The organism is Sinorhizobium sp. BG8, from assembly GCF_016864555.1.
GTDB lineage: Bacteria > Pseudomonadota > Alphaproteobacteria > Rhizobiales > Rhizobiaceae > BG8.
Genome location: NZ_CP044012.1, coordinates 522048 through 547929, shown reverse-complemented (window position 1 = coordinate 547929; position 25882 = coordinate 522048). Strand labels below are relative to the sequence as shown.

18 protein-coding genes and 2 pseudogenes are annotated in these 25882 nt (G+C 62.0%); 18 read left to right on the top strand and 2 right to left on the bottom strand.

Annotation, left to right across the window (positions count from 1 at the left end; genetic code table 11):
• Nucleotides 1-7 precede the first annotated feature (7 nt).
• Genes F3Y30_RS23515 through F3Y30_RS23505 form a run of 3 tightly spaced genes read left to right on the top strand, consistent with a single transcriptional unit; the run spans nucleotide 8 to nucleotide 3901 of the window.
• Nucleotides 8-1621, top strand: coding sequence for an acyl CoA:acetate/3-ketoacid CoA transferase (locus tag F3Y30_RS23515; protein ID WP_203427573.1), 1614 nt, complete (start codon nucleotides 8-10; stop codon nucleotides 1619-1621).
• On the top strand, nucleotides 1614-2393 hold the full coding sequence (locus F3Y30_RS23510; RefSeq protein ID WP_203427572.1) for an enoyl-CoA hydratase/isomerase family protein: 780 nt from the start codon (nucleotides 1614-1616) through the stop codon (nucleotides 2391-2393). The genes F3Y30_RS23515 and F3Y30_RS23510 overlap by 8 nt, the downstream gene beginning before the upstream one ends.
• Nucleotides 2393-3901, top strand: coding sequence for an aldehyde dehydrogenase family protein (locus F3Y30_RS23505; RefSeq protein ID WP_203427571.1), 1509 nt, complete (start codon nucleotides 2393-2395; stop codon nucleotides 3899-3901). Before F3Y30_RS23510 ends, F3Y30_RS23505 begins: the two co-directional genes overlap by 1 nt.
• Nucleotides 3902-3945: 44 nt before the next feature.
• Here the strand turns inward: F3Y30_RS23505 and F3Y30_RS23500 are convergent, their stop codons facing one another.
• Complete coding sequence (locus F3Y30_RS23500; RefSeq protein ID WP_203427570.1) at nucleotides 3946-4998, bottom strand: LacI family transcriptional regulator; 1053 nt, start codon at nucleotides 4996-4998, stop codon at nucleotides 3946-3948.
• Between the two features lie 376 nt (nucleotides 4999-5374).
• Between F3Y30_RS23500 and F3Y30_RS23495 the strand changes: the two genes are divergently transcribed.
• The 10 genes from F3Y30_RS23495 to F3Y30_RS23455 all read left to right on the top strand — a co-directional run bounded on the left by F3Y30_RS23495 (nucleotide 5375) and on the right by F3Y30_RS23455 (nucleotide 16399).
• Nucleotides 5375-6589 (top strand): ABC transporter substrate-binding protein, encoded by a 1215-nt coding sequence (locus F3Y30_RS23495; RefSeq protein WP_246753083.1) that lies wholly within the window; start codon nucleotides 5375-5377, stop codon nucleotides 6587-6589.
• A gap of 171 nt (nucleotides 6590-6760) precedes the next feature.
• Complete coding sequence (locus F3Y30_RS23490) at nucleotides 6761-7642, top strand: sugar ABC transporter permease (protein ID WP_203427568.1); 882 nt, start codon at nucleotides 6761-6763, stop codon at nucleotides 7640-7642.
• Nucleotides 7643-7664: 22 nt separating this feature from the next.
• Nucleotides 7665-8519 carry a carbohydrate ABC transporter permease gene (locus F3Y30_RS23485; RefSeq protein ID WP_203427619.1) on the top strand — a complete coding sequence of 285 codons (855 nt, stop codon included), beginning with the start codon at nucleotides 7665-7667 and terminating at the stop codon, nucleotides 8517-8519.
• 4 nt (nucleotides 8520-8523) lie between these two features.
• Nucleotides 8524-9639: a sn-glycerol-3-phosphate ABC transporter ATP-binding protein UgpC gene (ugpC, locus tag F3Y30_RS23480; RefSeq protein ID WP_203427567.1), complete on the top strand. Its 1116-nt coding sequence runs from the start codon at nucleotides 8524-8526 to the stop codon at nucleotides 9637-9639.
• Between the two features lie 9 nt (nucleotides 9640-9648).
• The gene (locus tag F3Y30_RS23475) at nucleotides 9649-11157 is read left to right on the top strand and encodes a GMC family oxidoreductase (protein ID WP_203427566.1); all 1509 of its coding nucleotides are present in this window, start codon (nucleotides 9649-9651) and stop codon (nucleotides 11155-11157) included.
• The gene (locus F3Y30_RS23470) at nucleotides 11154-11930 is read left to right on the top strand and encodes a 3-ketoacyl-ACP reductase (protein WP_203427565.1); all 777 of its coding nucleotides are present in this window, start codon (nucleotides 11154-11156) and stop codon (nucleotides 11928-11930) included. The genes F3Y30_RS23475 and F3Y30_RS23470 overlap by 4 nt, the downstream gene beginning before the upstream one ends.
• 83 nt (nucleotides 11931-12013) lie before the next feature.
• Nucleotides 12014-13669: a GMC family oxidoreductase N-terminal domain-containing protein gene (locus F3Y30_RS23465; protein ID WP_203427564.1), complete on the top strand. Its 1656-nt coding sequence runs from the start codon at nucleotides 12014-12016 to the stop codon at nucleotides 13667-13669.
• Between the two features lie 10 nt (nucleotides 13670-13679).
• Complete coding sequence (locus tag F3Y30_RS26525) at nucleotides 13680-13997, top strand: Dabb family protein (RefSeq protein WP_246753075.1); 318 nt, start codon at nucleotides 13680-13682, stop codon at nucleotides 13995-13997.
• Between the two features lie 6 nt (nucleotides 13998-14003).
• Nucleotides 14004-15266: a glycerate kinase gene (locus F3Y30_RS23460; protein WP_246753074.1), complete on the top strand. Its 1263-nt coding sequence runs from the start codon at nucleotides 14004-14006 to the stop codon at nucleotides 15264-15266.
• 116 nt (nucleotides 15267-15382) lie between these two features.
• A complete protein-coding gene (locus F3Y30_RS23455) occupies nucleotides 15383-16399 on the top strand; it encodes an AraC family transcriptional regulator (RefSeq protein ID WP_203427563.1) in 1017 nt (338 codons plus the stop codon).
• A gap of 42 nt (nucleotides 16400-16441) precedes the next feature.
• On the opposite strand, the gene F3Y30_RS23450 is transcribed toward F3Y30_RS23455, so the two are convergent.
• Nucleotides 16442-18445 carry a tyramine oxidase gene (locus F3Y30_RS23450; RefSeq protein ID WP_203427562.1) on the bottom strand — a complete coding sequence of 668 codons (2004 nt, stop codon included), beginning with the start codon at nucleotides 18443-18445 and terminating at the stop codon, nucleotides 16442-16444.
• A 363-nt stretch (nucleotides 18446-18808) separates the two neighbouring features.
• Between F3Y30_RS23450 and F3Y30_RS23445 the strand changes: the two genes are divergently transcribed.
• From F3Y30_RS23445 to F3Y30_RS23425, 5 genes and pseudogenes are all read left to right on the top strand, one after another.
• Entirely contained in the window at nucleotides 18809-21787 is a 2979-nt protein-coding gene (locus tag F3Y30_RS23445; protein WP_246753073.1) for an AAA family ATPase, read from the top strand.
• A 158-nt stretch (nucleotides 21788-21945) separates the two neighbouring features.
• Complete coding sequence (locus F3Y30_RS23440) at nucleotides 21946-22329, top strand: cytochrome c family protein (protein ID WP_246753072.1); 384 nt, start codon at nucleotides 21946-21948, stop codon at nucleotides 22327-22329.
• Nucleotides 22330-22526: 197 nt separating this feature from the next.
• Nucleotides 22527-23342 carry a cytochrome c oxidase subunit II gene (locus tag F3Y30_RS23435; RefSeq protein ID WP_203427559.1) on the top strand — a complete coding sequence of 272 codons (816 nt, stop codon included), beginning with the start codon at nucleotides 22527-22529 and terminating at the stop codon, nucleotides 23340-23342.
• Nucleotides 23343-23394: 52 nt separating this feature from the next.
• A pseudogene (gene ctaD / locus F3Y30_RS23430) lies at nucleotides 23395-25169 on the top strand (cytochrome c oxidase subunit I).
• Nucleotides 25169-25875 (top strand): annotated as a pseudogene (locus tag F3Y30_RS23425) (cytochrome c oxidase subunit 3). The pseudogenes ctaD and F3Y30_RS23425 overlap by 1 nt, the downstream one beginning before the upstream one ends.
• Nucleotides 25876-25882 lie beyond the last annotated feature (7 nt).

Below are 25882 nucleotides of genomic sequence, written 5' to 3'. Positions count from 1 at the left end.
TAGCGACATGAGCAAGCATATCACCCCTTCGGAAGCCGCCGCCCTAATACCTGACGGCTCCATCGTCTCCGTTTCGTCCTCCTCGGGACTCGGTTGTCCGGACCTGATGCTGAAGGCAATCGGCGAGCGCTTTGCTGCAACCGGTCATCCGCAGAACATTACTACTTTGCATCCGATTGCCGCCGGCGACATGAGCGGTATCAAGGGCGTGGATCACATCGCGAGGAAGGGGTTGCTTGCGAAGATCATCGGAGGCTCATACCCGTCCGGTCCATCGTCCGCCGAGCCGCCCCTGATCTGGCAGATGATCACCGACGATCAGATTCCGGCCTACAATATTCCCTCCGGCATCCTGTTCGACATGCACCGCGAGGCCGCCGCAAAGCGTCCCGGGGTCCTGACCAAGGTCGGCCTCGATACCTTTGTCGATCCGTCGCGCCAGGGTTGCGCCATGAACGGGAAAGCGGCATCCGCGCCGGTGGTGAAGAAGATCCAGTTCGAGGGCGAAGAGTGGCTTTACTTCCCCGCGATCGTGCCGCAGGTCGCGATCATTCGCGCCACCACGGCCGATGAACGCGGCAACCTTACCTATGAGCATGAGGGCGCCTATCTCGGCGGTCTCGACCAGGCTCTCGCCGCACGAAACAACGGCGGCATCGTGATCGCCCAGGTTAAGCGCATCACCAAGGACGGCTCCCTGCGTCCCCATGACGTTCGCGTGCCGGGAATGCTCGTTGACTATGTCGTCGTCGATCCCGACCAGAAGCAGACGACGCAGACCCTCTACGATCCGGCCATCTCCGGCGAAATCATGCGTCCGCTGGACACGTTCCGGGTGCCGGAGTTCAATATCCAGAAGGTGATCGCCCGCCGCGTTGCGCAGGAACTTCAGGCAGGCAGCTGCGTCAATCTCGGCTTCGGTATCTCGGCCAACGTCCCGCGCATCCTCCTGGAAGAGGGACGGCATGGCGAGGTCACCTGGGTGATCGAACAGGGTGCTGTCGGGGGCGTGCCGCTGCTCGACTTCGCTTTCGGGTGTGCCTCGAACGCCGATGCCTTCATGCCTTCGCCCTATCAGTTCACCTACTTCCAGGGTGCGGGCTTCGATGCCTCGTTGCTTTCCTTCCTGGAGATCGGGCGTGACGGCTCGGTCAACGTGTCCAAGCTCTCCTTCCGGCCACATGTGACGGCCGGTGCCGGCGGCTTCGTCGATATCACCGCCCGGGCAAGGAAGATCGTCTTCTCGGGTATGTTCAATGCCGGGGCCAAGCTCGGCATCGAGGGCGGAAAGCTCGCGATCGAGAAGGAAGGCAAACTCAAGAAGCTGGTCAACGAGGTCGAGCACGTCACCTTCTCCGGCCGCCGTGCCATCGAGCAGGGACAGGACATTACCTATGTCACCGAGCGTTGCGTGATGAAGCTCACACCCAAGGGAATTGTGCTGACCGAAATTGCGCCCGGCGTCGACCTGCAGGCCCATATCCTCGATCAATCGGAGTTTCCGCTGATTGTCTCTGATAGCCTCAAGGTTATGGACGGCGCGCTCTTTGTTGATGCGCCGCTGGGGCTGGCTCTGTCGCGCAAGGCCGAGCGGAAGCTGGAAGGGGCGGGACATGTCTGAAACGCGCATCCGGATCGCCATTGACGGCACTGTCGCGATGCTGACCGTCGCGCGGCCGGAGAAGCTCAATGCCTTCGACATCGACATGTTGAAAGAGCTTTCCGCCGCTTGTGACGAGATAGAGGCGAATGCTTCCGTCCGCGTCGCCATACTGACGGGTGAGGGCAAGGCCTTTTCCGCCGGTGGCGACATCAGGGCCTGGGCCGGCATGGAGCCGAACGAGTTCGGACACGCCTGGGTGCGCTTCGGGCACCGCGTGTTCGAGCGGCTGGCGACGCTTCGCATGCCGTTGATTGCCGCCGTTAATGGCCATGCTCTCGGGGGTGGGTTGGAGCTCGCTGCGGCCGCGGACATACGGATCGCGGAAAGCCAGGTGAAAATCGGCCTGCCTGAGGCAGGTCTCGGCATGGTTCCCGGCTGGTCGGGCACGCAGCGGCTCGTCAAGCGCTTCGGCGCGCAGGCTGTACGCCGCATGCTAGTCGGTGGTGAGGTGCTGACCGCAGCGGAAGCGCAATCCCTCGGGATCGTGGACCAGGTCGTGGAGACCGGTACGTCGGTGCAGGCGGCAAGGGATTATGCGGCGCGCATCGTCGCGCGCAGCCCGGCCGCGACGGAAATCTCGAAACTCATGATCGCGGTCGCAAATGGCGAGGACAATGGCAGCGCGGTCGAAGCCCTCGGCTCGATTCTCGTTGCAAAGACCGGGGACCTGAAGGAGGGCGTGGCCGCCTTCACAGGAAAGCGCCCGGCGGAATTCAAGGGAGAATGGTGATGACAGTGACGGTGCAACCGAAGCCGCTGACGAACTACAAGGCACGCGACTATCGCATGCTGATCGATGGCGCATGGGTCGAAGCCGCGGATGGCAAGACGCTGGAACGCGTGGCCCCTGGCCATGGGATCGCCGTCAGCCGCTATCAGGCTGGAACCAAGCGGGATGCAGAGAAGGCGATCGCAGCCGCTCGTCGCGCATTCGACGATGGTCGCTGGCCGCGCATGACTGGTGCAGAGCGCTCCAACATACTTCTCAAGGCTGCCGACCTCATCGCGGCGCGTGCCGATGATCTCGCCTATCTCGACACGATCGAGAGCGGGAAACCGATCAGCCAGGCCAAGGCTGAACTTGGCGGCGCCGCCGATATCTGGCGATATGCGGCAGCCCTTGCCCGCGACCTCCACGGCGAGAGCTACAATACGCTCGGGGAGGGTACGCTCGGCGTGGTTCTTCGCGAGGCAATTGGCGTCGTTTCGATCATCACGCCGTGGAATTTCCCGTTCCTGATCGTCAGCCAGAAGCTGCCCTTCGCGCTCGCGGCCGGCTGCACGACCGTCGTCAAACCTTCGGAACTCACCTCCGGCTCGACGCTCGTCCTTGGTGAAATTCTGGCCGAGGCAGGGGTTCCCGCCGGCGTCGTCAACATCGTCACGGGCACCGGCCCTGAGGTCGGCGCAACGATGACAACCCATCCCGATGTCGACATGGTCTCTTTCACCGGCTCGACCGGCATTGGCCGCCTGACCATGGCCAACGCCGCGCAGACGCTGAAGAAGGTCTCGCTTGAGCTTGGCGGCAAGAATCCGCAAATCGTCTTCCCCGATGCCAATCTCGACGAGTTTGTCGATGCCGCCGTCTTCGGCGCCTATTTCAACGCCGGCGAATGCTGCAACGCGGGTTCCCGGCTCATCTTGCACAAGAGCATTGCGTCCGATGTCATTGGCCGTATTGCAGAAATCTCGAAGCAGGTGAAAGTCGGTGATCCGCTTGACGCCTCAACTCAGGTTGGTGCGATCATCACGCCGCAGCATCTGCAGAAGATCCAGAGCTACGTGGCCGGTGCGTCCGACGGCGGCGCGACCCTTGCCCATGGTGGCGAAGCGCTCGACTTCGGCATCGGTCAGTTTATGACGCCAACGATCCTCTCGAACGTGACGGCGGATATGGCGGTTGCCCGCGAAGAGGTGTTCGGCCCCGTGCTCTCGGTGCTGACATTCGAGGCGGCGGAGGAGGCGATCCGTATTGCCAACTCCATCGACTACGGCCTGTCCGCCGGCGTCTGGAGCCGGGACTTCGATACCTGCCTGACGATCGGACGGAAGGTCCGGGCCGGCACGATCTGGATGAACACCTTCATGGACGGCGCATCCGAGCTGCCGTTCGGCGGCTACAAGCAATCCGGCCTCGGGCGTGAGCTCGGGCGTCATGCCGTCGAGGACTACACGGAGACAAAGACACTCAACATGCATATCGGCGCACGGACCGGATGGTGGATGCCGCGATGACAGTGAACGTTCCAACGCCCTTCGCAGGAGGCGCCTGCGCCCCTTCAGGGCGTCGGAAAGCTTGGCTGCGGCGCCTGCAGCATGTTCAATTCGGCCGCATCTTCGCCGGCGATGCGCCGGAGGAGAAGCTCTCCCATCGCCTCTCCCGCGGCGGTCAGGTCCTCGTAGATCGTCTCGACCTTCGGCTGGATCTGCGTAAGCAGATGCGAGGTCTGCTTGGCAACGATGTCGTATTCGACGCCGAGACTCAGATCGCAGTCGCTCATGCCGGTGATCGTCGCAAGCGCAGAGACCTCGCCCGGGCAGACGATACCGTCCGGTGCGTCGACGTCCGCCGTGCGCCTGCGCACGTGATCGCGGATCTGGTCGGCGGGACAGTCAAGGTCCACCGCGTCGGGAACTTCATAGGCGACACCCGCCTCCCGCACCGCCGTCATGAAGCCGTGCAGCATATGTTGGGAGAAGGTCAGGCGCTTGGGCGGCGGAATGATCGTCACCTTGCGCCGACCCTTGGCGATCAGCCGGCGCACAGCCTCGTAGGCGAAACCGAAATTGTCAAAGTCGACGTAAGCGTGCGGCGTTGTGAATTCGGTGCGCCCGTGGGTAACGAAAGGAAAGCCGTTTTCAAGCAACAGGCGGACACGTGCATCGAAGGGTTCGGTGCGAGACAGGATCAGCCCGTCGGCCATGCCGTTGCGGATGATGTAGTTGACCGCATCGACATTGTTTCCCTCGATGAAGCTCGGCGTGACGATGAGGTGATAGGGCGTCGATTGCAGTGCGCGGGCGAGGCCGTGGATGAGGGAAGTGCCGAATCCGAGGATCTCCTCATGCGGGTCGAGCAGCACGGAAATGACGTTGGTGCGGCCGGTCTTCAGGCGTTGGGCGGCCCGGTCCGGCAGATAGCCGATCTCGCTGGCAACCTCATGCACGCGCTTGCGCGTCGCCTCGGAAATCTGGGGGGCATTGCCGAGCGCGCGGGATACCGTGGTAATCGCAAGCCCGGTGAGGTCGGCAATCGTCTTCAGCGTCGGCTTGCCGGCACGCGAAACGGTTTTTGTCACCTCGTTGTCGGAAGACTTCTCGCTTCGGGGCACGGCGCTTTTCTTCGGCTGGGGTTTTCAATTTCGGCCGCACCTTACAAACAGGTCGTGCGCGAAGCAATCCTGCAATGCAAACGTTTTAAATCGACTTATGTGCATTGCACAATGGCGAACGACGTCTCCGCATGCCCGGATAAATGTTGGAATTCAGGGTCTTTTGTCGCAGCGCGGATGAAAGTCTCGGAGTGCTTGACTTAAGGGGATTTATAACGTTTTAAATTGAGCCGACGGCTATGGCCGTAGCTCCAACGTCGTCGCCGGAGGGCCGGTGGCGACTGGGAACGGCGGGAGGAGGTTCCCGCCTGGGAAACTTGCAAACGGGAGGAAATCGATGCGCAAGTTTGTAACGACGACCGCAATTGCTGCGGTGATGATGACGCTCGGCGGCGGCGTTTCCGCGCGCGCTGCGGAGAACGTTGAAGTTTTGCACTGGTGGACATCCGGCGGCGAGGCAGCCGCACTCGACGTCCTGAAGAAGGACCTCGAATCCAAGGGCATCACCTGGACCGACATGCCGGTCGCAGGCGGCGGCGGTACCGAGGCCATGACCGTGCTTCGCGCCCGCGTCACTGCGGGTAACGCCCCGACGGCCGTACAGATGCTCGGCTTCGACATTCTCGACTGGGCCAAGGAAGGCGCGCTCGGCAACCTCGACGAAGTCGCAGGACAGGAAGGATGGGACAAGGTCGTCCCAACGGCCCTGCAGCAGTTCTCGAAGTATGACGGCCACTGGATCGCAGCTCCTGTTAACGTCCACTCGACCAACTGGGTGTGGATCAACAAAGCGGCGCTCGACAAGGCCGGCGGCAAGGAGCCGCAAAACTGGGACGAGCTCGTCGCACTCCTCGACAACTTCAAGGCTCAGGGGATCACCCCCGTCGCCCATGGCGGCCAGCCCTGGCAGGACGCGACCATCTTTGACGCGGTGGTTCTTTCGCTCGGCAACGACTTCTACAAGGCCGCATTCATCGACCTCGACCCGGCCGCTCTTGGTGGCGACAAGATGAAGGAAGCCTTCGACCGCATGACGAAGCTGCGCTCCTATGTGGACGACAACTTCTCGGGCCGCGACTGGAACCTTGCTTCGGCAATGGTCATCGAGAACAAGGCCGGGCTTCAGTTCATGGGTGACTGGGCGAAGGGCGAGTTCCTGAAGGCCGGCAAGAAGCCGGGCGCCGACTTCGTCTGCATGCGCTTCCCCGGCACCCAGGGATCGGTCACCTTCAACTCCGACCAGTTCGCGATGTTCAAGGTCGCTGACGACAAGGTTCCGGCTCAGCTGAAGATGGCTTCGGCAATCGAAAGCCCGACGTTCCAGTCGGCCTTCAACGTGGTCAAGGGTTCGGTCCCGGCCCGCACCGACGTTCCGGATACCGACTTCGACGATTGCGGCAAGAAGGGGATCAAGGACCTCGCCGAGGCCAACGCCAACGGCTCGCTTTACGGTTCCATGGCGCATGGCCATGCCAACCCGGCTGCCGTCAAGAATGCGATCTACGACGTCGTGACGCGTCAGTTCAACGGTGAACTTTCCTCCGAGGAAGCAACCAAGGAACTGGTCGCAGCAGTCGAAGGCGCGAAGTAACAGGCTGAGGGGTGACAACCCCTGCCTGACCCTCTCCCTGCAAGGGGGGAGAGGGAAGGGAAGTGCCGCGGCAGATGCCTTCTCCCCGACTGCGGGGAGAAGGTGCCGGCAGGCAGAGGAGGGACGGGCGTCCCTCGCATGCAAACGACACGTCAACGGTGGTAACTGATCATGGATAGCCGCAGCCGGCTGCAGGAGCTTCTCCCGAAGCTCGTGCTCGCCCCCAGCTTTCTCATCGTCCTGGTGTTCGTCTACGGCTTCATCGCCTATACGGGCCTTCTGTCTCTGACAGACAGCAGGATGCTGCCCTCCTACAACTTCGTCGGGCTGTCCAACTATGTGAAGCTCTGGGCGCTGCCACACTGGTGGCGTGCGATCACGAACCTGGCGATCTTCGCCTCGCTCTATATCGTCATATGCAGCGTTCTCGGCCTCGGCCTGGCGATCCTGCTCGACCAGAGGATCCGCATCGAGGGCCTGCTGCGACCGATCTATCTCTATCCGATGGCGCTTTCGTTCATCGTTACCGGCACGGCGTGGAAGTGGTTCCTCGATCCCGGCATCGGTCTCGAGAACACCATGCACCTGTGGGGCTGGGAAAGCTTCTCGTTCAACTGGATCAAGGACCGCAACTACGCGATCTACTGCGTCGTCATCGCGGCTGTCTGGCAGTCTTCCGGCTTCGTCATGGCGATGTTCCTGGCCGGCCTTCGCGGCGTCGACAACGAGATCATCAAGGCCGCCCAGATCGACGGCGCCACCACCGTGACCGTTTATCGCCGCATCATCATCCCCTTGATGCGTCCCATCTTTCTCTCGGCCTTCGTGGTCCTCGCGCACCTTGCGATCAAGGCCTACGACCTGGTCATCGCGCTCACGGGTGGCGGTCCGGGACAGGCGACCGAACTTCCGGCGACCTTCATGTATTCCTACACCTTTACCCGCAACCAGATGGGCATAGGCGCGTCCTCGGCGATCATCATGCTGATCATGATCTTCTCCATCATCGTCCCCTATCTCTATTCCGAAATCCGTGGAGGCAAAGGACGATGAGCGCCGCTAGCCCGAAAACGTCATCAGCCATGATCGCCTGACGCGCGCGCTCATCTATACGGCGCTGATCATCTTCGCGATCTACTACCTGTTGCCGCTCTATGTGATGCTGGTCAACTCGTTCAAGCCGCTGGAGGAAATTCGCCAGGGCGGCATGCTGAACCTTCCGCAGGTATGGACGATCGATCCGTGGCTCTCGGCCTGGTCGACGGCTCAGATCGGCGTGCAGCCGACAGGCCTTCGCCCATTCTTCATCAACTCGATCCTGATGGTCGTCCCGGCCGTGGCGATATCCACGATCGTCGGCGCGCTGAACGGATACGTGCTTACGAAATGGCCTTTCCGCGGTTCGAACGTGTTCTTCGGCCTGCTGCTGCTCTCCTGCTTCATTCCCTTCCAGATCGTGCTGATCCCGATGGCGCGCATGCTGGGCATCTTCGGGATTGCCGGCTCGATCTGGGGCCTGATCATGGTCCACGTGATCTATGGCATCGGCTTCACCACGCTCTACTTCCGCAACTACTATGAGAACTTCCCGACCGAGCTGGTGCGCGCCGCACAGATCGACGGGGCAAGCTTCTTCCAGATCTTCCGCCGCATCCTCCTGCCATCATCAGGGCCGATCATCGTCGTCTCCGTCATCTGGCAGTTCACCAACATCTGGAACGACTTCCTGTTCGGTGCCTCCTTCTCCGGCCCCTATTCCACGCCGATGACCGTCGCGCTGAACAACCTCGTCTCCTCGTCGACCGGCGTGAAGGAATACAACGTCCACTTTGCGGGCGCGATCCTCGCCGCCCTGCCCACCCTGATCGTCTACATCGTCTCCGGTCGCTATTTCGTGCGCGGCCTGATGTCCGGCGCCGTGAAAGGATAACACCATGTCGTTTCTCAAGATCAGCAGTCTTCGCAAGTCCTATGGCGCGCTGGAAATCCTCAAGGACATCAACCTGGAAATTGAGCAGGGCGGGTTCCTCGTGCTCGTCGGCCCTTCCGGCTGCGGCAAGTCCACGCTGCTCAACACCATTGCCGGACTGGAACCGATCACCTCCGGTGACATCGCCATCGATGGTCGCTCGGTTGCAGGCCTGCATCCTTCGAAGCGCGACATCGCCATGGTTTTCCAGTCCTACGCGCTCTACCCCAACATGACCGTCGCCGGAAACATCGCCTTCGGCATGGAAATTCGCGGAGTGCCGAAGGAGGAGCGCGAAAAGGCAATCAAGCAGGTCGCCGAAATGCTACAGATCGGTCACCTGCTCGATCGAAAGCCGGGCCAGCTTTCCGGTGGCCAGCGCCAGCGCGTGGCCATGGGCCGGGCGCTGGTGCGCGATCCAAAGCTCTTTCTCTTCGACGAGCCGCTCTCGAATCTCGACGCCAAGCTGCGCGTCGACATGCGCACCGAGATCAAGCGTCTGCACCAGCGCATGAAGACAACCATCGTCTACGTCACCCACGACCAGATCGAGGCAATGACGCTGGCGACCAAAATCGCAGTGTTGAAGGATGGCGTGCTGCAGCAGTTCGGCACGCCCGCCGAGATCTACAACAATCCCGCGAACATATTCGTCGCCGACTTCATGGGCTCGCCCGCGATGAACCTGCTGAAGGCGAAGATCGAGGGCGACAGTTCCAGCCTTTCCGTCACCCTTAGCCGCCAGCAGGCCGAGCCTTTGCGCCTGTCCGTGCCCAACGCACCGCAAGGCCTCGGAGGCTATCGCGGCCGCGAGGTCGTCTTCGGTATACGTCCCGAAGCACTGACCGATCCTGATGGTGCCGACCGCAACGCCAAGACCCTCGTCGAGGGAGATTGCATGATCGAGGTTGTCGAGCCTGCCGGCGCTGACACCTTCGCGGTCACTCATCTCGGCGGCAAGGAGATCGTTGCGCGCCTTCGCGCCGACGCCCGCATCGCCGCCGGGCAGAAGACGAGGCTCGCTTTCAATCTCGACAAGGCGGTGTTCTTCGATCCCGAGAGCCAGCGCCGCATCGCTTGAGACGACACAATGACCTCGCATCCCGATATCGTGATCATTGGCTCGGGCATTGGCGGCGCGACCATCGCCGCCGGCCTTGCGTCAACCGGAGCCAGCATCCTGATCCTCGAGGCCGGCGGCCATATCGAGGACCGGCCTGAAAACCGCGACCAGCGCGCCATCTTCCAGCGCGGACACTTCAGGCCCAAGGAGACCTGGTACGAAGCCGACGGGGAGGAATTCAACCCCGGAAATTACTACAATGTCGGCGGCAATTCGAAGTTCTATGGCGCTGTTCTCGTGCGTTATCGCCGGGAAGACTTCGATGAGATGCAGCATAGGGAAGGGGTTTCGCCGGCGTGGCCTTTCCCGTACGAAGAGCTCGAACCCTGGTACAGCATGGCGGAGCAGATGTACCAGGTCCGCGGCGCGCTGGACGAGGATCCGACCGAACCACATCATTCCAGGCCTTATGCATTTCCGCCCGTCCCCGACGAGGCGCCGATTGCCGACGTCCGCGCGCGACTGAAGGCTCGCGGGATGCACCCCTATTCCCTGCCGCTCGGCGTCGACATCGATCGATGGCTGAAAAAAGGGCAGACGCCCTGGGACGCCCACCCGAATTCCTTCGATGGCAAGATGGATGCGGAGACGGTGGCTCTGGCGCTGGCACTCCAGCATGGCAACGTGCGCCTGCAGACGAACTCCACGGTCACGCGGCTTGAAACCTCTCCCGATGGGAAGCGCATCGCCACCGTTCACTTTACCAGGGACGGTGAGGCAAGGACGGTGTCGCCGAAGCTCGTCATCCTTTCCGCGGGCGCGGTGCAGTCGTCGGTGCTGCTGCTGCGCTCTGCCGACGGGAAGAACCCGACCGGTCTTGCCAATTCCTCCGACCAGGTCGGCCGCAACTTCATGAACCACAATTCTTCCGCGGTTCTTGCGATGTCCCCCTGGTACCGCAACACCTCCATCTATCAGAAGACGTTCGGGTTCAACGACTTCTATCTCTCCGACGGCAACGGCGGTCCACCGCTGGGCAATGTGCAACTTCTGGGTCGTATCTCAGGCGCCATCCTCAAGGCCAACATGCCGAGCGTGCCTGAATGGCTGCTCAATCGCATTTCCGCCCACGCGATCGACTTCTATGCGATGAGCGAGGATATCCCGCATCCGGAGAGCCGGATCATGGTCAATGGCGATCGGATCGTGCTCAAGTGGCATCGGACCAATTGGGACGCACATCTCGACCTCGTGGCAAAGCTCAAGACGGTGCTGAAGTCGGCAGGCTTTCCAATCGTACTGTCGCGTCCCTTCGACAAGAAGACCCCCTCGCACCAGTGCGGGACGATCAGGATGGGGAACGACCCGGCCACGTCGCCACTGGACGTCTATTGCCGTGCCTATGACCATCCGAACCTATTCGTGGTCGATGCGAGCTTCCTGCCGACCTCCGCGGCCGTCAATCCGGCCCTGACAATCGCGAGCCAGGCTCTGCGCGTCGCCGACCACATAACCGAGAAGGATCTGCGATCATGACGACGCGCGGGCGACCCGTTGCCTTGATCACCGGTGGCCGGCGCGGGATCGGCCTCGGCATCGCGACGGCTCTGGCAAAATCCGGTTATGACATTGCGCTCACCGGCATCGGTGATCCAAGCCCGACCGATACGGTTCTGGACGAACTGAGGGCGCACGGCGCCGAGGCCATCTATCTGAAGGCAGATCTCGTCGAAGTTTCCGGTCACCAGAAAACCGTCGAGGACGTTATCGCGAACCTGGGTCGCATCGACTGTCTCGTCAACAATGCAGGCATGTCCTCGGTCGTACGCGGCGATTTTCTTGACCTCCGCCCGGAGAACTTCGACACCATTCTTGCAACCAATCTGCGCGGGACGATCTTCTTCACCCAGGCCGTCGTGAGAGCCATGCTGGCGGACGCGAGGCCATCCGTTTCGCGTTCGATCATCAATATAACTTCCGTATCCGCATCAATGAGTTCTCCGGAAAGGCTCGACTATTGCATCAGCAAGGCGGGACTCTCGGCATTCAGCCAGGGGCTTGCGCTGAGGCTTGCAGAAACCGGCATCGGTGTCTTCGAGGTCCGCCCCGGTATCATCCGCACCGACATGACGGCAGGGGTCTCGGCCAAATACGACGCGCTGATCGACGGCGGACTCGTTCCGATGAAGCGCTGGGGAGAGGCCGGCGACATCGGTGCGATATGCGCGGCGCTTGCGTCCGGAAGTTTCGCATTCGCCACGGGCTCCGTCATCCAGGCGGATGGAGGGCTGGCGATCGGAAGATTGTGACGGCTTCCTCTTGGGAGGCGAGGACGAGTGTTGCAGGCGCCCCGCATGGAAGACGCGCAGCAGGAAGATTTGAGGAAACGTGAATGACCTATGACTACATCATTACCGGCGCGGGTCCTGCGGGATGCGTTCTCGCCAATCGGCTGAGCGAAGATCCCTCGGTTCGTGTGCTGCTGCTGGAGGCAGGCGGTGGGGACTGGAACCCGCTCTTCCACATGCCGGCGGGTTTTGCAAAGATGACCAAGGGTGTGGCCAGCTGGGGCTGGAACACGGTACCGCAGAAGCACATGAAGGGTCGCGTGCTTCGCTACACCCAGGCCAAGGTCGTCGGTGGTGGCTCATCGATCAATGCCCAGCTCTATACGCGTGGCAATGCCGCCGACTATGATCTCTGGGCGTCGGAGGAGGGTTGCGAAGGCTGGGACTACCGCTCGATCCTCCCCTATTTCAAGCGTGCAGAGGACAACCAGCGCTTTGCGGACGACTACCACGCTTATGGCGGTCCGCTCGGGGTTTCCATGCCGGTCTCGCCACTTCCGATCTGCGATGCCTATATCCGTGCGGGCCAGGAACTTGGCATCCCCTACAACCACGATTTCAATGGAAGGCAGCAAGCGGGCGTCGGCTTCTATCAGCTGACGCAGCGCAATCGCCGCCGTTCGTCCGCTTCGCTCGCCTATCTCGGCTCAATCAGGGACCGCAAGAACCTGACCGTCAAGCTCGGCGCGCGCGTGGCCAGGGTGGTGCTCGAGGGGCGCCGCGCCGTCGGCGTCGAAGTCGTCACGTCAGGAGGGACCGAAGTCATTCGTGCGGAGCGAGAGGTGCTGGTCTCCTCCGGAGCGATAGGTTCGCCGAAGCTGCTTCTGCAATCGGGTATCGGACCGGCCGATCACCTGAAGTCGGTCGGTGTCAAGGTGATGCATGACCTGCCTGGTGTCGGTTCCAACCTTCAGGATCACCTCGACCTCTTCGTGATATCGGAATGCACCGGTGACCATACCTATGACGGGGTCGCCAAACTCCACCGTACCCTGTGGGCGGGCATCCAGTATCTTCTGTTCCGCACCGGGCCGGTTGCTTCCTCGCTATTTGAAACCGGAGGATTCTGGTATGCGGATCCCGATGCGCGTTCGCCCGATATCCAGTTCCATCTGGGCCTCGGGTCCGGCATCGAGGCGGGTGTCGAGAAGCTGAAGAACGCAGGTGTCACGCTCAATTCCGCCTATCTGCATCCGCGGTCGCGCGGCACAGTCCGGCTTTCCTCGTCGGATCCTTCGGCGGCACCATTGATCGACCCCAACTACTGGTCGGACCCCCATGACAGGACCATGTCGCTGGAGGGCTTGAGGATTGCGCGCGAAATCATGCAGCAGGCAGCGCTGAAACCCTTCGTCCTTGCGGAGCGCCTGCCCGGGCCAAAGGTGGTGACCGAGGAGCAGCTCTTCGACTACGGCTGCGCCAACGCAAAGACCGACCACCATCCCGTCGGCACGTGCAAGATGGGAACCGGATCCGATGCGGTGGTCGGCCTGGATCTCAGGGTGCACGGGCTCGAGGGACTGCGTGTATGCGACAGTTCCGTCATGCCGCGAGTTCCCTCGTGCAACACGAATGCACCGACGATCATGATCGGCGAAAAGGGTGCCGACCTCATCCGTGAGGTTCCGCCATTGCCGGCGGCTATCTTCTCTCACGAGCGAAACGATACCCGTCCACGCGCCCGCGCCGGTGTCAGATAGGAGAACCGCCATGATCCGCCATTGTGTTTTCATCCGCTTCAAGCCGACAATCTCCGTCGCGCACAAGGCCGAGATCTTCGATGAGATCGCGGCGCTGAAGGACCGTCTGCCGGGCCTGCTCGCCGTGCACGCCGGCACCAACGTCAGTCCCGAGACCGGTATGGACAAGGGCTTCTGTGACGGCTTCATCGTCGACTTCGCAGACAGCTTCGCCCGCGACGCCTATCTCGTCGATGAGGAGCACAGGAAGACCGGCGCGAAGATCGTTGCGGCGGCCGAAGGCGGGCTCGCGGGGGTACTTGTCTACGATCTTGAAACAATGGACTAATGCGGCATGGTTCCCGATCCCCGCGCCTTTCTCGTTTCGCTTTTTGAAAGTGCCGTCGATGCCGCCGACTCGCTCGCGGCGATCCGTGCCAATCTGCCTGCTCGACCGAGGGGACGTACCGTCGTGATCGGGGCGGGCAAGGCTGCGAGCCAGATGGCTGCAGCGCTCGAAAGTCTCTGGGAAGGGCCTCTCGAAGGGGTGGTGGTGGACCGCCACGGGCCCATCGCGACCTGCAGGAGCATCGAGATTCTGCAATCGGCCCATCCGGTGCCCGATCTTGCGGGGATTGCCGCCAGTAATCGCTTGTTCGAGGCGGTGAAGGACCTCTCGGAGGACGACCTGGTCATCGCACTCATTTCTGGTGGGGGTTCGTCGCTGCTGCCTGCGCCCGCCGGCACCCTGTCGCTTGACGACGAGATCGCGGTCAACAAGGCTCTTCTCGCATCCGGGGCGCCGATTTCGGCCATGAACGTGGTGCGCAAGCAAGTATCTACCATCAAGGGCGGCCGGCTCGCCCGTGCCGCCGCGCCGGCCCGGGTCGTGAGCCTTATCGTCTCTGACGTTCCAGGGGATAATCCCGCGCTCGTCGCTTCCGGGCCGACGGTGCCGGACAGATCAACTCCGCAGGATGCTCTGAACATCATCGCTGAATATCGCATGGATCTCCCCGCGCAGGTCCTTCGGCACATCGAGGCATCGACGGCACCGCTTCCGGACGATCCGGCATTCGCCGGCAACGAGGTCCACGTGATCGCATCTGCCCGTGTTTCGCTGGAGGCCGCAGCTGCTCGAGCACGGGATTTCGGGATCGACGCCGTCATCCTTTCGGACGCCATCGAGGGAGAGGCGCGCGACATTGGCCGCATGCACGCTGCCATCGCGCGCGAGGTCCAAAGTCGAAACCGTCCCTTTGCCAAGCCCGTCGTGCTCCTGTCAGGCGGCGAAACGACCGTGACGATAGGTGGCGGAAGCTATGGCAAGGGCGGGCGCAACAGCGAATTCCTGCTTTCCTTCTGCCTCGACATCGACGGTTTGGACGGCATCCACGCTCTGGCAGCCGATACCGATGGTATCGACGGATCCGAGAACAACGCGGGAGCTTTCGCCGACGGCGGTTCGGCCCCGCGCATGAGAGCGCTCGGAGGCGATCCGCGGGCGTACCTTGCGGGACACGACGCTTGGTCTGCCTTTTCGCTTGCCGACGATCTGTTCGTCCCCGGGCCGACGGGGACCAACGTCAACGATTTTCGCGCCATTCTCATCGTCTGAGGGCCGCTTCCGCGTCGAGTTTCTCGGATATGCGCCCGGTGGCGGGCACTTGAAACGCAAGCGTCTCTCCCGATACTGTGCTAGGTCTGCTTACAGTCGTCAGGGGAGGATTGGCGATGGAGCATGCAAGACAGAGCGGCCGTATCGACAGACGCATTCTCGCCGGCGTCGGTGCGGAGCTGCTCGCGAGGGGTGTGGACCCGGATCTGATTGCCCAAAAGACCGGCAGCGGGGAGGATCCGGCTTCTGCCGGGGCAGGTACGGTCGGCCTGGCCGAGTTTGTTGGATTCCTTCAACGCGCAGGCACGACGATGCCCGACCCGGCAGCGGTCTGGCGGTGCGGCCGGGCCTATGTGCCCACGGGCCTGCCGGAACTGTTCCCGGGCTTCCGCCGCGGCACGCGTCTTCACCAGGTTCTTGCCGGTGTCGTCGATGCCATGAACGAACTCCAGTCCGCCAGCCTCATTCGATTGAGGGTCAGCGATGCGCTGGCGCTGATCGAGTACCGCATTCTGGATCCGGCCATATGGCCGCGCGCCTTCGACGTGGAGTTTACATTCGGCTTCTTCGACGGGGTGATACGCGATTTCTTCCTCCCCGATTTCCGGCCCGACAGTATCGTGTTCGAGCACGAGGCGGACCGTCGGCGGGGTGTCCTGGACGCATCTTTCGGATTGACGTGCATCTACGGCTTCCCGAGCAACATCCTCGCGTTTCCGGCGGCACTGCTCTCAATGCCTGCGCTGCACGACAGGCCGGCCCGGGCGGCGGGATCGTTCGTTACCGTACCCGACGACAGCGCGGACGGTGGATTGGCGACCCGGCTTCGGCAGGCCGTTTTAATGCGGATAGGCGAGGGACCCATGGACCAGACTGCCATCGCGGCCATGGTCGGTCTCTCCACCCGCACGTTGCGGCGGCGGCTTCTTGCGGAAGGGCTGTGCTTCCGTGACGAGATCGAGCGCCTGCGCATGGAATACGCCAGTGAGATGATCCTGCGTACGAACCTGCCGCTCATGGAGCTTGCGTGCCGCCTCGGCTATAGCCAGCAGTCAGACTTCACCCGGGCCTTCCGCCGGTTCGCAGGCATCCCCCCGAGCGCGTTCAGGAACGGCCGCGGTACGCATTCCTGAGCAGGCCGGCAAATTTCGCCGGCCTGTCGATTACATGCGGGATCACGAAGGATTGCGTATCCCGATTGACGGATTGTGGTCGAAGAAATTGTAGGGCATCAGCGTGATCCCCTTCCACATTGTCGACATCACCGGCCAGTCCTCCATGTGCGGCACATGGTGGAACCCCATCGTGTACCAGGTCACGATATCGGTGTCGTGGATGCTTCGATCCTTCTTGACCCAGGCGGGGAGGCTGTCGGAGCCGTCGCTCTGGAAGGCATATTCGCCGCCCGCGTAGCGTTCCTTCGGATCATAGGGCGTGTTCCAGAAGGTGTATTCGATGTAGGCGTTGCGGCGTGCCGGAGGATCGTTCTCAACGTCGAGAGGCGAGTAGGCGACGCTGTTTTCCGGCAGGATCATGTAGGCCGGATGATGGCCGAGCTTCGTTTCCTTTCCCATGTTCATCACGTGATACATCGCAGGTGTCGCCGGATTGACCTTGTAGCGCCCCTCCATCTCGGTCATCGGCATCTCGTCCTTCGTTTCCCAGAAGGAGCGGCGCGGTGTCCCTTCGGGCGACTTGCCCGCCACGAGCGCAGTGCGGGCGAACATGTTCTTCTGCCCGTCGATGTCGAAGTCGAAGCGGAAGTTGAAGAAATGGTCGTGGTTCGGCGCCACCAGGTTCGGGGCGATCAGCGTCCCGTACCTGGTGTCGGCGGCGGCTGTTGCATCCTTCATCGACTTCGAAGCGACACCCTTCACCGCGTCAAGACCGGTCGCTCCAACCATGACCCGTATCATCCCGTTCTGCTGGAACGCGTAGTCGAGAAGGTAGTCGTAATTGCCGACCTCCGAAGCAGAGCGCACGACGAGTTCCGTTGCCGGCCGGCCTTCAGCCGGGAGCGGGGTCTGGGGCGTCTGCGCGAATATCTCGTAGTGGCGCCAGGCGGGGTCGCCGATATTGCGCTCGAATATGCAAAGCGCATTGGGTATCTCGACGGGCGAACCGTCGTCAGCATGGACTGTCGCGGGGAGGAACGTCGCGTATTTCGGGCAATCCACCCCGGCCGTCAGCGGGCTGAGGAAAATGCCGAAGCCATATTCTCCGCTGTCCATATAGGTCCGCCAGTACCAGCCGTCGCTCGGGTCCATGTAGGGCACGAACACCTCGGAAAGATTGGCCTGGTAGAGCACCTGGCGGGGGCCGCTGCCGTCATTGGCCCGGATCTCGGAGAGGACGACGCCAGGGCGCTTGTCGACCCGCCAGCGGAAACTCCACATGTCCCAATTGACCAGGCTTCCGTTGACTGTGAAGTTCGCTCCGTCTGGCTGGGAAAGGGTTGCTGCCTTGATTGCTGGCGCCAGCTTGACATCCTTCCTCGCCGATAGCTCGGCTTGCGTGTAGCCCCACCCGTCCTCGGGCAGCGGAACGACACCCTCGTCGACGACCTCGACAACCTCCTTGCCGTTAAGGTCGACCACGGCAAAGAGACCTTCTATCGGCTTGGCGTAGAAGTTGCTCTCGGTCGGGCTGACGTAGCAGGGCACTTTCATCAGCCGCTTTCCGGCTTCTTCCGCCCCGCCGAAAGCGCCTGCGGTCAGCGGCAGACAGAAGACCTGCTCCGGCTTCAGCCCGCGCTTCTCGAGCCCGGCTATGAAGGTGGGGTTCTTCAGCGCTAGATCCATCGCTCCGAGGAATTCCTCGAGCAGCAGCATCGGCTGTCCGCCTGCAGGCTCCCACGAAAGAACCTTCCGCGCGGAAATGTCGACCTCTCCCTTGAAGACGCCGGCGGCGGTCTTCACGTTCACCACTGCACGGCGTTGCTCGGGATCTCCCTCCTTCCAGGAAAGCACGGCCTCCTTAGGCGGTTCCTGAAGCTCGATCAGGGGGTAGCGGCTTTCCTTGTCGGTCTTTCCTTCGGCTTGCAGGATTTCGACCACGGTCGAAATCTCCTTGGTCGAAAGACCGTCGAGCGGATGCGACAATGCTGGACCGCATCCCGCCGCACCGATTGCGGCTGCGGCAAGGAGCAAGCGCCCCGTTCTTCTGAGTGAATATGACATGGTGATTTTCCTCCGGCTCCCATAGTCGTCGCGTCGGGGACACCGCACCCGACCGCTCGCCAGTCTAGCGAGAGGGCAAAGTTGGCATTTGGCATTTCCGGCCAAACTTGCTGTGTCCGCAGCGTGGCACCATCAAAATACGGCCCGTGCTGGGTGCTGGGGGCCGTGTGCGGTTGCCCTGCCGACGTGCCGGCGGCGAATCGAAAATCTTTGTGCTATGGTCCTTCAGCGGGAAAAGAGTCCGGAAACCACGTACTAGCGGGGTGGTTCATGGAGCGCGAGGGGGGAGTTGCGTCGGCGCAATCGATGAATCCAGCGCGGCGTAGAGCGCGGTCATCGAACGAGCGTAGCCGACCACACACCGTGACGGCGCTGTCCTACGGTATCGCGGGATCGACGGATCTGCTGCATGTCGTCGACATCGATGATTTCCAGGAACTGGTCGCCTCCGTGCAGGGGGTTGCGCAGGAGGCGATAGCATCGTGCTCGGGCGTGTTGCGGGCCGAGTCGGGCGATGGCGGTATCGCTGTCTTTCCCGCGCAGCAAGGGTCGGGCGATGCCGCCTCGCTTGCCATCCGCGCCGGTCTCAAGATCGTGGAGGCCTGCAAACGACTGGGGCGCGATGCTGGCCATGTCGATCTGAGCGTCCGCGTCGGTGTGGCTACTTCCGTTGAGTTCGGGCCGGACAGGCGCGGGGAGAATACGAAGCCGCAGGGGTATGCGGACATGGCGCTGACACTCGCCTCCCGCCTTGAAGCCGCGGTCCCACCGGACAGTGTCTTCGTGTGCGAGGAATCCCGGCGGCTCGCGGGACGTTCGTACACGTTCGTCTTCGAGGGAACCCGGACACTGGAAGGCATCGAGCAGCCTGAAAGGGTGTGGCGCGCGCTGGACCATCACAAGAAGGTCGACCGGCCGCACGTGTTCAGGAAGCGTGGCGGAAATCTCATAGGCCGCGCGGCCGCGCTTCAGAAGATCGCTGCCATTTGGGACAGCGTCCGCGCCGGGCGCGGTGAGGTGCTCTGTATCGAAGGCGAGCCGGGTATCGGCAAGTCCCGGCTGTTGCGCGAGGTGCGCCGGCTCACGCGCGAAAAGCAATCGAAATTCCTTTTGTTTCAATCCCAGCCCGAAGGGCTGCTTTCACCTCTGCATCCATTTGTTTCCAGCCTTCCCTCTAGCGCGACGGATGAGGGAGACACCTTGCAGATCCCCGCAGCCGTGGTGGCGAGACTGTTCGAACACCACGGCATTCGCGATGCAGAGATCGTAGACCTTTTCGCCCATCTCCTGGGAGCGAGGGATGCAGAGCCGACTTTCTCGGACATAAGCCCCTTGGCGATCCGGATGAGGGCCTTGCGCGCCGTCACCGGGGCGCTCCAGCTGTTGTGCGCGACAGGACCGCTGGTCCTTGCGGTTGAAGATGTTCACTGGCTCGACCGGACATCGAAGGACCTGCTCTTCGAAGCGATACGGGTCGCACGGCACTTCCCGGTCCTGATCGTGATGACCTCACCAACCGCATTCGAGATGGATCGGTCGGACGCTGCCCACACGACCCGCCTTTCGCTTGAGCCTTTCAGCCTGGAGGAGGCAGGGCTGGCAATGCGCGCACGGGGAATCGGGCAGCGCCGAAAGGTACGGCCCGAGCTTATCGAGATGGCGGAGCATATATCGGGGGGCGTTCCGCTCTTCGTGGAGGAAGTCTGCAGGTGGATTTCCGACGGGTTGGCCGCCAAACCGGAGAACGTCCCCGATCGGGCAGCGGTGTCGCACCGCGCGGACTTCGACGCAATGCTCGAGGCAAGGCTGTCCCATCTAGGGGGTACGGCGAGGACTGTCGCGAGCGCCTGTACGGTCGCGGGTTCGCAAACCACTCTCCCGTTGCTCAGGATCCTCTTGCCCGACAGTGGCAGGAAGTCCCTTGCGCGCGCTGTGGAGACGTTGGTGGAGGCTGGGTTTCTCGTGCGAACGAGAACGCCGGGAAGCGTGGCCTACGGTTTTCGCCATACGTTGCTCCGCGAAGTGATCTATGGCGGCATGCCGCAAAAGCAGCAGCAGTTGTTCCATCGCCGGCTCTTTCTTGCCGTCAGTCGGGATCGCATGCTCGCGCCCTGGATCGATTCCGTTGCCCTTGCCGGCCATGCGGAACAGGCCGGGCTCACAGCAGAGGCGGCTGAGCTACTGATCGGCGTGGGGGACGAGTTCGCACGGCGATCGGCCATGATAGAGTCCCGCCATCATCTCGAACATGCCTTGAGCCTCTGCGCCACGATGCCTCAGAGCAGCATGATGGACACGCTGCAGCTATCCGCGCTCATAGCTCTTGGCCCCGTCCTTTCCGCAACGGGCGGCGCCAATTCGCCTGCTACCAGCAAACTTTACGAGGACGGTGTGGCTGTCGCTCGCCGCCAACCGTTGGAGGACCAGCCGAAGTGGTTTCTGGTCTATTGGAGGTGGTGCTTCGCAGGCCGGGACTTCCGCGACAGGCACGAGCGGGCCCTGCAACTGCCGGGAATGCTCGCGGGCGTCGTCGATACGGAGATCAAGCTCCAGATCCGGCACTGCATCTGGTCGATCGACTTCAATCTGGGCCGGCACAGGGAAACGCAGGATGCGATCCGGGAGGGGCTGGCGCTCTATGATGCGAAGGCGGCGAAAGCCAGCCGGACTGTGTTCGGCGGACACGACGCCAAGGTGTCCGCTCTCGGGCAGCTGGCACTTTCCCTGTGGCTGACCGGGCAGAGGAAAGCCTCCGACGAGACCCTGTCGCGCATGGTTGCCTATGTTCACGAGATATCCCATGTGCCGAGCAAGGCGTATTCACTCGATATCGAGGCGGTCTCCGCGTTCTACCGCGACGACCATCGCAGGCTCATCGATCTCTCCGAGCGAATGTCCGAGTTTGCGGAAGAGCACGAGATGCAATCGCTTGCAGGCATGTCACGCCTTTTCGCCGGATGGGCGCTTGCGCATCGCGGGGATCTCGTGATGGGCCACGACATGTTCCGTGACGGGCTTTCGCAACTGAGGGAACTCGGAATTGTCGTCGACCTGCCGATCTACCTTTACATGCACGCGACCATGCTCGGGCTCGCCCACCGATACGAAGCGGGCATCGAGATTGCGACGGAGGCGATCGCGCAGGCGCAGGAAACCGGACACACCTACTGGCTTGCCGAACTGTATCGCCGCCGCGCGGTCCTTCGTTCCCAGGGTATTTCTCCGAGGGAAGCGATAACCGCCGATCTGAAATCGGCCATCGCCATTGCCGAGGAGCAGGGCGCCATCGCCCTCCTGCAACGGACCCGACATTCCACGCGGGAACTCGGCCTAGTGGTCTGACGCTCGCGAAGGCAGGCCGGTATCGTTTTGTTGCCGCCTTCGATCGGCGTGGGCCGGCGGAATGTTAAATCTGTAACGCCGGTCTCGCCCGGCATTGACATGTGCGCGGATCGGCACATCTTCATTCTGGACGTATCTCAAGGAGGATGAGGCGCGCCATGCGGTACCGTGTTTTGCTGTTCTGCTGTCTTGCCACGCCTTTTGCGTCCAGCGTCGCCGCGCAGGAGGGAGATGCAACTGCGGGTGCAACCGTCTTCAAGAAGTGTTCCGCCTGCCATGTGGCCGATACCGACAAGAACAAGGTCGGCCCGTCCTTGAACGGGGTCTTCGGACGGAAGGCCGGTACCCATCCGGATTTCAACTATTCCTCGGCGATGAAGGAAGCGGGTGAGGGCGGGCTCGTCTGGGACGATGCGTCGCTCCGGGACTATCTGCACAGTCCGAGAGCCAAGGTGAAGGGTACGAAGATGGCCTTTGCCGGCATCAAGAACGACGACGACATCACCAATCTCCTTGCCTACCTGAAGCAGTATTCCAAGTAGATCGTGACAGGTCAGGTGTTCGATGGCGCATCGGGCACCGGGGCGTGAAATACGGCTCGCCGCGGCGGGCAGCCGGCGAAATACACAGCCTCGATAGGCGTAATTGCCCGGAATCATTGATTGTGAGAGAATGAAGTCGGAATTTCGCAGTCTGCAGTTTCATGTCCACAGCCGGATGGCTCAGGGAGGGACAGGAAATGGCCGTGGTGCTGATTCTCGTATTGCTGGTAGTCGGCTCGGTGGTTTTCCACCTCGTCAGCCCTTGGTGGTGGACGCCGATTGCGTCCAACTGGGGCTACATCGACAGCACGCTGGTCATCACCTTCTGGATCACCGGCATTGTGTTCGTGGCCGTCGTTTCCTTCATGGCATACTGCGTGATGCGGTTCCGGCATCGCCCGGGAAACGTCGCCGCCTATGAGCCCGAGAACCGGCGTCTCGAGTGGATTCTTGCGGGCGGAACGGCGGTGGGCGTAGCGGCCATGCTGGCGCCCGGCCTGGTTGTCTGGCACCAGTTCGTGACCGTTCCGAACGAGGCGACACCTGTGGAGGTTGTTTCGCAGCAGTGGCTCTGGAGTTTCCGTCTGCCTGGCGCCGACGGAAAGCTGGGGCACGCGGCTACCAGCGAGATCTCCGCGGAAAACTCGCTCGGTGTCAGCAAGAGCGACTCCTCCGGCCTCGACGACGTCGTCGTCGAAGGGGGAGAGCTGCATCTTCCCGTCGGAAAACCGGTTCGCGTCCTGCTTCGCTCGATCGATGTCCTGCATGATTTCTACGTGCCGGAATTCCGCGCGAAGATGGACATGATCCCCGGCATGGTGACCTATTTCTGGTTCACGCCGACACGGACGGGGACGTTCGACATCCTGTGTGCCGAGATGTGTGGGGTGGGGCACTCGCAAATGCGTGGAACCGTGGTGGTCGACACCGAGGAGGACTATCAGGCCTGGCTTGCGCAGCAGCAGACATTCGAGCAACTGCAGGTGGCCTCGCAGGAACAGGCGGCCAACTGAGGCCGTCCATCTTTGAAATGGCAGTGCATCGGGAGGAACAGGGAGGTCGATCATGGTCGACATTCGATCCGGCGCCGGCGAGGTCATCCGGCCCGCCGAAGTCGAGGACGTGGAACTCTATCATCCGAAGAGCTGGTGGACGCGCTATGTCTTCAGTCAGGATGCGAAGACCATCGCGGTACAGTATTCCGTGACGGCAATGGCGATCGGCTTCGTGGCGCTGGTCCTGTCGTGGCTGATGCGAATGCAACTCGCATTCCCGGGCTATCTCGAATTCATCGACGCCGACCATTACTACCAGTTCATCACCATGCACGGCATGATCATGGTGATCTACCTGCTGACTGCACTGTTTCTCGGGGCTTCGGAAACTATCTGATCCCGCTGATGCTCGGCGCGCGGGACATGGTGTTCCCCTATGCCAACATGCTGAGCTACTGGATCTACCTTCTCGCGGTTCTCGTGCTCGTGACGGGCTTCTTCGCGCCGGGCGGACCGACCGGTGCCGGATGGACGCTCTATCCGCCACAGGCCATTCTCTCGGGAACGCCGGGAGGCAGCGACTGGGGCATCATCATCATGCTGTCGTCGCTCATCCTCTTCATCATTGGCTTCACCATGGGCGGCCTGAACTATGTGGTAACGGTGCTGCAGGGACGTGCGCGCGGCATGACGCTTATGCGCATGCCGTTAACCGTGTGGGGCATCTTCACTGCGACTGTCATGGCCCTTCTGGCTTTTCCCGCGCTCTTCGTCGCGGCTGTCATGATGCTGTTCGACCGCCTGCTCGGCACGAGCTTCTTCATGCCGGCGATCGTCGAGATGGGGCAGCAGCTGCAGCATGTCGGCGGCAGTCCGATCCTGTTCCAGCACCTTTTCTGGTTCTTCGGCCATCCCGAGGTCTACATCGTCGCGCTGCCCGCTTTCGGCATCGTCTCCGACCTGATCAGCACTCACGCCCGCAAGAACATCTTCGGCTATCGCATGATGGTCTGGGCGATCGTGATCATCGGCGCGTTGAGCTTCGTCGTCTGGGCACACCACATGTATGTAAGCGGAATGAACCCGGCCTTCGGCTTCTTCTTCGCGACGACCACGCTCATTATCGCAATCCCCACAGCCATCAAGGTCTACAATTGGGTTCTCACGCTCTGGCGCGGCGATATCCACCTGACCTTGCCCATGTTGTTTGCGCTCGCCTTCATCGTCACTTTCGTCAACGGCGGCCTCACTGGCCTGTTCCTCGGTAACGTTGTGGTCGACGTGCCGTTGTCCGACACGATGTTCGTCGTCGCGCATTTCCACATGGTCATGGGCGTGGCGCCCATACTCGTGATCTTTGGGGCCATCTATCACTGGTATCCGAAGGTCACCGGGCGGATGCTGAACGAGGCGCTTGGGCATTTCCACTTCTGGGTCACGTTCCTCGGTGCCTACGCGATCTTTTTCCCGATGCACTATCTGGGACTGCTGGGCATTCCCCGGCGCTACTATGAGATCGGCGAGACCTCGTTCGTTCCCGAATCCGCCCACACGCTGAACGTTTTCATCACCGTCATGGCGCTCATCGTCGGCGTGGCGCAGATCGTGTTCCTGTTCAATCTGGTCTGGAGCCTGCGCAGGGGCCGGCCGGCGGGTGGCAACCCCTGGCGCGCGACGACACTCGAATGGCAGACGCCACAGACGCCACCGGCCCACGGCAACTGGGGGAAGGAACTCCCGGTGGTCTATCGCTGGGCCTATGACTACAGCGTCCCCGGTGCCGCGGAGGATTTCATTCCGCAGAACCAGCCTTCCGCCGGCGGCGTGACGAGGGAGGCAATCTGATGCAGGTCATGCTGCTGTTTCTCGCGGGGTCGGCCTGGTCATGCTCTGGTGGCTGGCAGGCCAGCGACTCTTGTCGAAGCCCTGGCTTGAGGCGGAGACAGCACATGCGGGACCGGTCCACGAGCGGCCGCCCGTTGCTCCCGTCAGGATCGGCCTCTTCGTCTTCCTGGGAGTGGTCGGCGCGCTCTTCAGTCTTGCGATCAGCGCCTATTTCATGCGCATGGCGTCGTCGGACTGGTGGGCGGTTCCCGTCCCGCGCCTGCTATGGGTGAACACAGCCGTGCTTGTCGCCAGCAGCGCCTGCCTGCAATGGGCGAAGATCGAAGCGGGCCGGAACCATTTGCAAGGCATGCGCCAGTCCCTCGGCGTGGGCCTGTTGTTCGCCATCCTCTTTCTCGTGGGGCAGATTCAGGCATGGCGTGAACTCGTGGCGGCTGGCTATGGGCTTGCGGCAAACCCCGCCAACAGCTTCTTCTACATGCTGACCGGTCTGCACGGCATTCACATTCTCGGTGGGCTTCTGGTGCTCGGCCGGACCACGGCAAGATCGTTTTTCACGCGCTCAATCCCCGGATTGTTACGCCAAAGCGTCGATCTCTGCGCAATCTACTGGCATTTCATGCTCATCGTCTGGCTCATCCTTTTCGCGCTTTTCGCCGGATGGGCCAACGACTTCGCCGACCTCTGCCGGCAGTTGCTCACCTAGGGAGTTG